Source organism: Aeromicrobium sp. PFPM2_SD2 (assembly GCF_057364525.1).
On record NZ_JBNFNZ010000087.1, the window covers coordinates 1 to 7,113 of the forward strand.

The 7,113-nt window shown below is 72.6% G+C and carries 9 protein-coding genes and 1 pseudogene; 4 read left to right on the forward strand and 6 right to left on the reverse strand.

The window, feature by feature from the left end:
- Positions 1-80: 80 nt before the first annotated feature.
- Positions 81-962, reverse strand: coding sequence for an AAA family ATPase (locus AC2W7G_RS06280; protein ID WP_485867678.1), 882 nt, complete (start codon positions 960-962; stop codon positions 81-83).
- A 50-nt stretch (positions 963-1,012) separates the two neighbouring features.
- Here AC2W7G_RS06280 and AC2W7G_RS06285 point away from each other — a divergent pair, with 50 nt between their 5' ends.
- Positions 1,013-1,504 carry an SRPBCC family protein gene (locus AC2W7G_RS06285; RefSeq protein WP_485867679.1) on the forward strand — a complete coding sequence of 164 codons (492 nt, stop codon included), beginning with the start codon at positions 1,013-1,015 and terminating at the stop codon, positions 1,502-1,504.
- Positions 1,456-2,751 (forward strand): M20/M25/M40 family metallo-hydrolase, encoded by a 1,296-nt coding sequence (locus AC2W7G_RS06290; RefSeq protein ID WP_485867680.1) that lies wholly within the window; start codon positions 1,456-1,458, stop codon positions 2,749-2,751. Before AC2W7G_RS06285 ends, AC2W7G_RS06290 begins: the two co-directional genes overlap by 49 nt.
- Positions 2,752-2,836: 85 nt before the next feature.
- Here AC2W7G_RS06290 and AC2W7G_RS06295 read toward each other — a convergent pair whose 3' ends face one another.
- The 3 genes from AC2W7G_RS06295 to AC2W7G_RS06305 are packed head-to-tail and all read right to left on the reverse strand — an operon-like array spanning position 2,837 to position 3,967.
- Positions 2,837-3,019, reverse strand: a complete 183-nt coding sequence (locus AC2W7G_RS06295; RefSeq protein ID WP_485867681.1) for a DUF5703 family protein — start codon at positions 3,017-3,019, stop codon at positions 2,837-2,839.
- The gene (locus tag AC2W7G_RS06300) at positions 3,019-3,276 is read right to left on the reverse strand and encodes an aldo/keto reductase (RefSeq protein ID WP_485867682.1); all 258 of its coding nucleotides are present in this window, start codon (positions 3,274-3,276) and stop codon (positions 3,019-3,021) included. The genes AC2W7G_RS06295 and AC2W7G_RS06300 overlap by 1 nt, the downstream gene beginning before the upstream one ends.
- A gap of 52 nt (positions 3,277-3,328) precedes the next feature.
- A complete protein-coding gene (locus AC2W7G_RS06305; protein WP_485867683.1) occupies positions 3,329-3,967 on the reverse strand; it encodes an aldo/keto reductase in 639 nt (212 codons plus the stop codon).
- Between the two features lie 48 nt (positions 3,968-4,015).
- Between AC2W7G_RS06305 and AC2W7G_RS06310 the strand changes: the two genes are divergently transcribed.
- Entirely contained in the window at positions 4,016-4,846 is an 831-nt protein-coding gene (locus tag AC2W7G_RS06310; RefSeq protein ID WP_485867684.1) for an undecaprenyl-diphosphate phosphatase, read from the forward strand.
- Positions 4,847-5,007: 161 nt separating this feature from the next.
- On the opposite strand, the gene AC2W7G_RS06315 is transcribed toward AC2W7G_RS06310, so the two are convergent.
- Both AC2W7G_RS06315 and AC2W7G_RS06320 read right to left on the reverse strand, forming a co-directional pair.
- On the reverse strand, positions 5,008-5,535 hold the full coding sequence (locus AC2W7G_RS06315) for a magnesium and cobalt transport protein CorA (protein ID WP_485867685.1): 528 nt from the start codon (positions 5,533-5,535) through the stop codon (positions 5,008-5,010).
- A gap of 110 nt (positions 5,536-5,645) precedes the next feature.
- Positions 5,646-6,080 (reverse strand): annotated as a pseudogene (locus AC2W7G_RS06320) (CorA family divalent cation transporter); the annotation flags it as partial.
- On the opposite strand from AC2W7G_RS06320, the gene mshC reads away from it, so the two are divergent.
- Positions 6,055-7,113 (forward strand): cysteine--1-D-myo-inosityl 2-amino-2-deoxy-alpha-D-glucopyranoside ligase (mshC, locus tag AC2W7G_RS06325; protein WP_485867686.1); only part of this gene is annotated, 1,059 nt, incomplete at its 3' end. The pseudogene AC2W7G_RS06320 and the gene mshC overlap by 26 nt on opposite strands.

Below are 7,113 nucleotides of genomic sequence, written 5' to 3' on the forward strand. Positions count from 1 at the left end.
CGGCCGGACGCCCTTGGCCCGCAACGCCTCGACGAACCCGACCAGGCGGCGCGGGAACGTCTCGGCGGGCAGCGGCGTGGTCACGGCGTGGCCAGCACCGCGTCGAGGTCCAGCCCGGCGGCCGCCCGGTCGATGTCGTCGGTGTGCTTGAGGACGACGTTGAGCGTCCGCCGCACGACGTCCGCGTCCAGCGACGTGGCGCCGAGGGTCAGCAGGGTGCGGGCCCAGTCGACCGACTCCGACACCGAGGGCGCCTTGCGCAGGGGCATCGCCCGCAGCGCGTCCACGACGCGCACGAGGCTCGTGGCCAGCACGGCGTCCAGCTCCGGGACGCGCAGCCGGACGATGCGCTCCTCGAGCTCGGCGTCGGGGAAGCCGACGTGCAGGAACAGGCAGCGGCGGCGCAGGGCCTCGGACAGCTCGCGCGTCGCGTTGGACGTCAGCACGACGAACGGACGGCGCGCGGCGGTGATCGTGCCGAGCTCGGGCACCGTGACCTGGAAGTCGCCCAGCACCTCCAGCAGCAGGCCCTCGATCTCGACGTCGGCCTTGTCGGTCTCGTCGACGAGCAGGACGGTCGGCTCGTCCTGGCGGATCGCGGTGAGCAGCGGGCGGGGGAGCAGGAACTCCTCGCTGAACACGTCCGTGCGGGTCTCCTCCCAGGACTCGTCACGGGCCGCGGTGATGCGCAGCAGCTGCTTGGCGTGGTTCCACTCGTACAGGGCGCGCGCCTCGTCGACGCCCTCGTAGCACTGCAGCCGCACGAGGGACGCCTCCGCGGCGCGGGCGACGGCGCGGGCGAGCTCGGTCTTGCCGGTGCCGGCCGGTCCCTCCACCAGCAGCGGCTTGCCCAGCTCGCTGGCCAGGAAGACCGTGGTGGCGATCGCGTCCGAAGCCAGGTAGTCGGCCGCGGCCAGCTGCTGCTTCACGTCGTCGACGGACGTGAACGGCATCGTGCCCATGGGGGTCCTCTCGTCGGGCGGGTTCGCCGCCACGTTCCTACCATCGTCGCGTGGCTCTCGTGACGGTGGACCGTGACCCGGATCTCTCTCCTGCGGAGGTCTGGGCCCGGGTGACGGACTGGCGCCGGCACGGCGACGTCGTGCCGCTGACCCGCGTGACGGTCGACGGCGACCGGTTCACCGCCCGCACCGGCGTCGGGCCGGTCGGCTTCGACGACGTCATGGAGGTCGTCTCCTGGGACCCGCCGCGCCGGTGCCGGGTCGAGAAGCGCGGCCGGGTCGTGCAGGGGTGGGCCGAGATCGACGTCTCGCCGCGGGACGGCGGCGGCTCGCACCTGACCTGGCGCGAGGACGTCCACGTGCGCGCGTGCCGCGCTTCCTCGCGCCGCTCGAGGCGCTGGCCGGCCGGCTGCTGTTCACCCGCACCGTGGACGCGCTGCTCGCGGGCTGAGTCCGGTCCGGACGCGGGCGCGGACGCGCCTAGGGTGGGGTCATGGCGCACGCACCCGAGGCCGAGGTCGTCCAGATCGTCCGCGACCTGATCCGCATCGACACGTCCAACTACGGCGACTCGTCCGGTCCGGGCGAGCGCAAGGCCGCCGAGCACGTCGCGGCGCTGCTGGACGAGGTGGGCATCGAGTCCACCATCGTCGAGTCCGAGCCGGGCCGCGCCACGCTGGTGGCCCGGTGGGGCAACCAGGACAGCCCGAAGCCGGGCCTGCTGATCCACGGCCACCTGGACGTCGTCCCGGCCCGGGCCGCCGACTGGAGCGTCGACCCGTTCGCCGCCGAGATCGTCGACGACCACCTGTACGGCCGCGGCGCGGTCGACATGAAGGACTTCGACGGCATGCTGCTGTCGGTCGTGCGGGCCCGTCAGCGCGACGGACGCCTCCCGGACCGCCCGATCACGCTGGTCTTCACCGCCGACGAGGAGGCCGGGGGCGTGCTGGGCAGCCGCTGGCTCGTCGAGAACCACCCCGAGCTGCTCGAGGGTTGCACCGAGGCGGTCGGCGAGGTCGGCGGCTTCTCCACCGAGGTGGGCGGCAAGCGCCTGTACCTGCTGGAGACGGGGGAGAAGGGCATCGCCTGGATGCGCCTCACCGCCAAGGGCACCGCGGGCCACGGCTCGATGCAGCAGCACGACAACCCGATCACCCACCTGTCCGAGGCGCTGGCCCGGCTGGGCACGCACGCGTGGCCGGCCGAGCCGGGTCCGTCGATGCAGCGGCTCATGCAGACGATCCGCGAGCTGACCGGCGAGACGTCCACCGACCCCGACGAGGTGCTGCGCCACGTCGGTCCGGCGATCCGCATGGTCGGGTCGGGCATCCGCAACTCCACCAACGCGACGATGCTGGCGGCCGGCTACAAGCACAACGTCGTCCCCGGCGAGGCCACCGCGTACGTCGACGGCCGGTACCTGCCCGGCCACCAGGACACGTTCGTCCCGGCGGTCCAGGAGCTGCTCGGCGACCGGGTCACCGTCGACCTGCACCACAGCGACGACGCGCTGGAGTACCCGTTCAGGGGCGACCTCGTCGACGCGATGACCGTGTCGCTGCTGCAGCACGACCCCGACGCCCACGTGGCGCCGTTCCTCATGAGCGGCGGCACCGACGCCAAGGGCTGGGACCGGCTCGGCATCACGTCCTACGGCTTCGTGCCGCTGGCCCTGCCCGCGGACCTGGACTTCACCGCGCTGTTCCACGGCGTGGACGAGCGGGTGCCGGTGGCCAGCCTCGAGCACGGCGCCCGGGTGTTCGACACCTTCCTCGACCAGCTCTGAGCCTCGCCTCGTCGCTGAGCGTGACGTTGTGCACGCCGGTACCGGCGTGTCGCGTGCACAACGTCACGCTCAGCGACGAGGAGCGCTACAGCGTGGCGCGCATGCGGATGATCTTGCGCCGCAGCACGACCGTCCGCTTGCCGGTGCGGTCCTTGCGCAGGCGCGCGAGCTCCCAGCCCTGGTACTCGGCGTAGTCGGTCAGCAGCTTGCGCACGGCGTTGCGCGACTGGCTGCGGTCGATCGTGAGGCTCTGGAACTCGTACTCCACTAGCGCGCTCCTTCGGAGACGTCGTCGAGGGCCTGGACGATCTCGACGGGCAGGTCGACCTGCTCGGACGCCAGGGCGTGCTCGAGCTGGTCGGTGGTGCGGGCACCCAGCAGCGCGGCGCCGACCTGCGGCCGGTCGCGCAGCCAGGCCAGGGCCACGTGGGCAGGGGAGACGTCGAGGCCCTCGGCCGCGCGGGCGACCGCCTCGACGACGCGCGAGCGGGCCGGCGTCAGGTAGGCGCCGACGACGACTCCCACTCCGGGTGCGCGGCGCGCGAGTCACCGGGCACCCCAGCGCGGTACTTGCCGGTCAGCACCCGCGGCCGAGCGCGACCAGGCCAGCAGGCCGACCCCCGTGCGCCGCGGCCGCGGGGACGGCGTCGGGCTCGACGTCGCGCAGCAGCGAGTACTCCACCTGCGTCGCGGCCAGGTGGACGCCGTCCGGCCGGGCCGAGAGCCAGCCGGCGGCCCACGACGTCTGCCAGGCGGTGAAGTTCGAGACGCCGACGTAGCGGGCCCGGCCGGTGCGCACGGCGTGCTCTAGGGCACCGAACGTCTCCTCGGCCGGCGTGCCGTCGTCCCACACGTGGACGAGCCACAGGTCGAGGTGGTCGGTACCGAGCGCGTCCAGGGTCGCGTCGAGCTGGGTGAGCAGGTGGCCGCGGGACGTGTCGCGGACGACGTCCTCGCCGCGACGGCGCAGGCCGGACTTGCTGACGATCTCCAGGTCGTCGCGGCAGCCGAGCTTGTCGACCAGCTCGCCCAGCAGGCCCTCGGCGCGTCCGTCGCCGTAGAGCGCGGCGGTGTCGACGAGCGAGCCGCCGGCGTCCAGGAAGGTGGTCAGCTGCTCGCCGGCGGTGGCCGCGTCGACGCCGCGGCCCCACTGCATGGTGCCCAGGCCGAGGCGCGAGACCTCCAGGCCGGTGGATCCGAGCCGACGTCGCTGCATGCGGCCAGGCTAGTGGGCCGCTCGCGACGGCGTCGGTAGGCTCGCGCCGTGGATCTGTTCAAGGCCGTGGTTCTCGGCGTCCTGCAGGGCCTGACGGAGTTCCTCCCGATCTCCAGCAGCGCCCACCTCGCGATCTTCCCGAAGTTCTTCGGCTGGGACGACCCCGGCGCCGCGTTCACCGCGGTGGTGCAGATCGGCACGGAGATCGCCGTCGTCCTGTACTTCTGGCGCGACATCTGGTCGATCGCGACCGGCTGGCTGCGCGGCCTGGTGAGCGCCGAGGCGCGCCAGGCGCACGAGTGGCGCATGGGCTGGTTCGTCATCGTCGGCTCCGTGCCGATCGTGGTCCTCGGCCTGCTCCTGCAGGACCTCATCGACAGCGAGTTCCGCAACCTGTGGGTCATCGGCACCACGCTCATCGTGCTCGGCGTCGTCCTCGGGATCGCCGAGCGCGTGGGCCGCAAGAGCCGGCCGATCGAGCAGCTGACCTGGGGCCACGCGGTGCTGTTCGGCCTGGCCCAGGCCGCCGCGCTCGTCCCGGGCGTGTCGCGCTCGGGTGCCACGATCTCGATGGGCCTGTTCCTGGGCTACGAGCGCGCCGCCGCCACCCGGTACGCCTTCCTGCTCGCCATCCCGGCCGTCGTGGGCGCCGGCATCTTCAACCTCAAGGACATCCCCGGCGGCGAGAACGAGTACGGCACGATGCCCACGCTCGTCGGCACCGTCGTCTCGTTCGTGGTCGGCCTGGCGGTCATCCACTGGCTGCTCAAGTACGTCAGCACCCGCTCGTACGCGCCGTTCGTCGCCTACCGCGTCGGCTTGGGCGCGCTCGTGCTCGTGCTCGTCGGCGCGGGCGTCATCACCGCCGGCGTCGCCTGAGCCGCTCCCCGCTCCGGAGCGATGAGCCAGCAACCCTTCGCGCCGCGGAGCGGTGAGCCGGCAACCCTTCACGCCGCGGAGCGGTGAGCCCGCAACCGAAAGCAGGCTTCATAAGGTTGGCATCTCACCGCTCCGGGAGGGGGGCGGGACGGGCGTCGCGTCTACAGCCAGCCGGCGCGCTTGAAGCGCCAGTAGGCGTAACCGCACACGGCCCCCATGAATGCCAGGCACAGCGGGTAGCCGAACGTCCAGCTCAGCTCGGGCATGTGCTCGAAGTTCATGCCGTAGATGCCCGCGATCGCCGTCGGCAGCGCGAACAGCGTGGCGCCGGCGGTGAGCTTGCGCATGTCCTCGTTCTGCTGGACGCTCAGCTGCGCCAGGTGGGCGTTGAGCGCGTTGTCGAGCAGGTGGTCGATGTTGTCGATCGTCTCCGCCGCCCGGTTGAGGTGGTCGGACACGTCGCGGAAGTACGGCCGGCTCGCCTCCGGCATGGACGTGGTGGCGAACCGGTTCATCGGCTCGCGCAGCGGCAGCACGGCCCGGCGCAGCTCGAGCGTCTCGCGCTTGAGCCGGTAGATGCGCGAGGAGTCGCTCGTGCGCTCGCGCGAGAAGACCGACGTCTCGACCTCCTCCACGTCCGCCTCGAGCTCGGCGGCCACCGCCTCGTACTGGTCGACGACGTGGTCCATGACGGCGTAGAGGGCGGCGACCGGGCCGTGCTCGAGCTCGTGCTCGGCCGCTCGGCGTTGCGGCGGACCTCGCGCAGGTCGTGGCCGCCGCCGTGGCGCACCGTCAGCAGGTAGTGCTCGCCCAGGAAGGCGTTGATCTCCTGCGTGCTCACGTCGTCGTCGCGGTAGGTGACGGTCTTGATCGAGGCGAAGAAGTGGTCGGAGTAGCGCTCGACCTTGGGCCGCTGGTGGGCCTCGATCGCGTCCTCGACGGCCAGCGGGTGCAGCTGGAGCGGGCCGGCGACCCGGTCCAGCTCCTCGCGCGAGGGCTCGTGCATGCCGATCCACAGGAAGTCGCAGGCGTCGTCGAGCTCGCTCAGCACGGTCTTGAGCGCGACCGGGTCCGGGTCCACGGAGTGGCGCTCGCCGTGCCGGTAGACCGCGCAGTCGATGATCATGCCCGCCATGGTGGCAGCCGCCGCCGCACCCGGCGCGCCGACGGCCCCGTGCGCCTCGCGGACGTCCCGATAGGCTCGCCCCATGCGTTCGTGGTCGGCACCTGACATCCCCTCGCTCGACGGTCTCGGACTGGGCCGCGGCCCGGCCCCGCAGGTGCACGACACCGCCTCGGGCACCGCCCGGGAGCTCGACCCCGAGGGCACGGCCCGGATGTACGTCTGCGGCATCACGCCGTACGACGCGACGCACCTGGGCCACGCCTCCACCTACCTGGCCTTCGACCTGCTCCAGCGCGCCTGGCGCGACCGCGGCCTGGACGTGACGTACGTGCAGAACGTCACCGACGTCGACGACCCGCTGCTCGAGCGCGCCGATGCGACCGGCGAGGACTGGGTGGCGCTGGCCGAGCGCGAGACCGAGCTGTTCCGCACCGACATGACCGCGTTGCGCATCATCCCGCCGCAGCACTACATGGGCGCGGTCGAGGCCATCGACCTGGTGATCGACCTCGTCGGACGGCTCGAGGCCGCCGGCGCGGTCTACCGCGTCGACGACGACCTGTACTTCGACGTCCACGCCGACCCCGGCTTCGGGGCCGTCTCGGGCCTGGACGAGACCGCGATGCGCGCGATCTTCGGCGAGCGCGGCGGCGACCCCGACCGTCCGGGCAAGAAGCACCCGCTCGACTGCCTGCTGTGGCTGGCCGAGCGTCCGGGCGAGCCGTCGTGGGACAGCCCCTACGGCAAGGGACGCCCCGGCTGGCACATCGAGTGCTCGGCGATGGCGCTGCACCACCTCGGCACGGCGTTCGACGTCCAGGGCGGCGGGTCCGACCTGGTCTTCCCGCACCACGAGATGTCGGCCGGCGAGGCGCAGGTCGCCACCGGCGAGCCGTTCGCGAAGGCGTACGTGCACGCGGGCATGGTCGCGCTGGACGGCGAGAAGATGAGCAAGTCCAAGGGCAACCTCGAGCTCGTCTCACGCCTGCGCGAGGCCGGGCACGACCCCATGGCGATCCGGCTGGCGCTGCTCGGGCACCACTACCGCAGCGACTGGGAGTGGTTCGCGAGCGACCTGGAGGCCGCCGAGACGCGGCTCGCGCGCTGGCGCACCGCCCTCGCGCGTCCGGCCGGCCCCGAC

Excerpts from the sequence above, each read along its gene's own strand:
- AC2W7G_RS06280 (WP_485867678.1), bottom strand. The coding sequence starts at position 962 with ATGGGCACGATGCCGTTCACGTCCGTCGACGACGTGAAGCAGCAGCTG.
- AC2W7G_RS06305 (WP_485867683.1), bottom strand. The coding sequence starts at position 3,967 with ATGCAGCGACGTCGGCTCGGATCCACCGGCCTGGAGGTCTCGCGCCTC.
- AC2W7G_RS06315 (WP_485867685.1), bottom strand. The coding sequence starts at position 5,535 with ATGGACCACGTCGTCGACCAGTACGAGGCGGTGGCCGCCGAGCTCGAG.
- AC2W7G_RS06290 (WP_485867680.1), top strand. The coding sequence starts at position 1,456 with ATGGCGCACGCACCCGAGGCCGAGGTCGTCCAGATCGTCCGCGACCTG.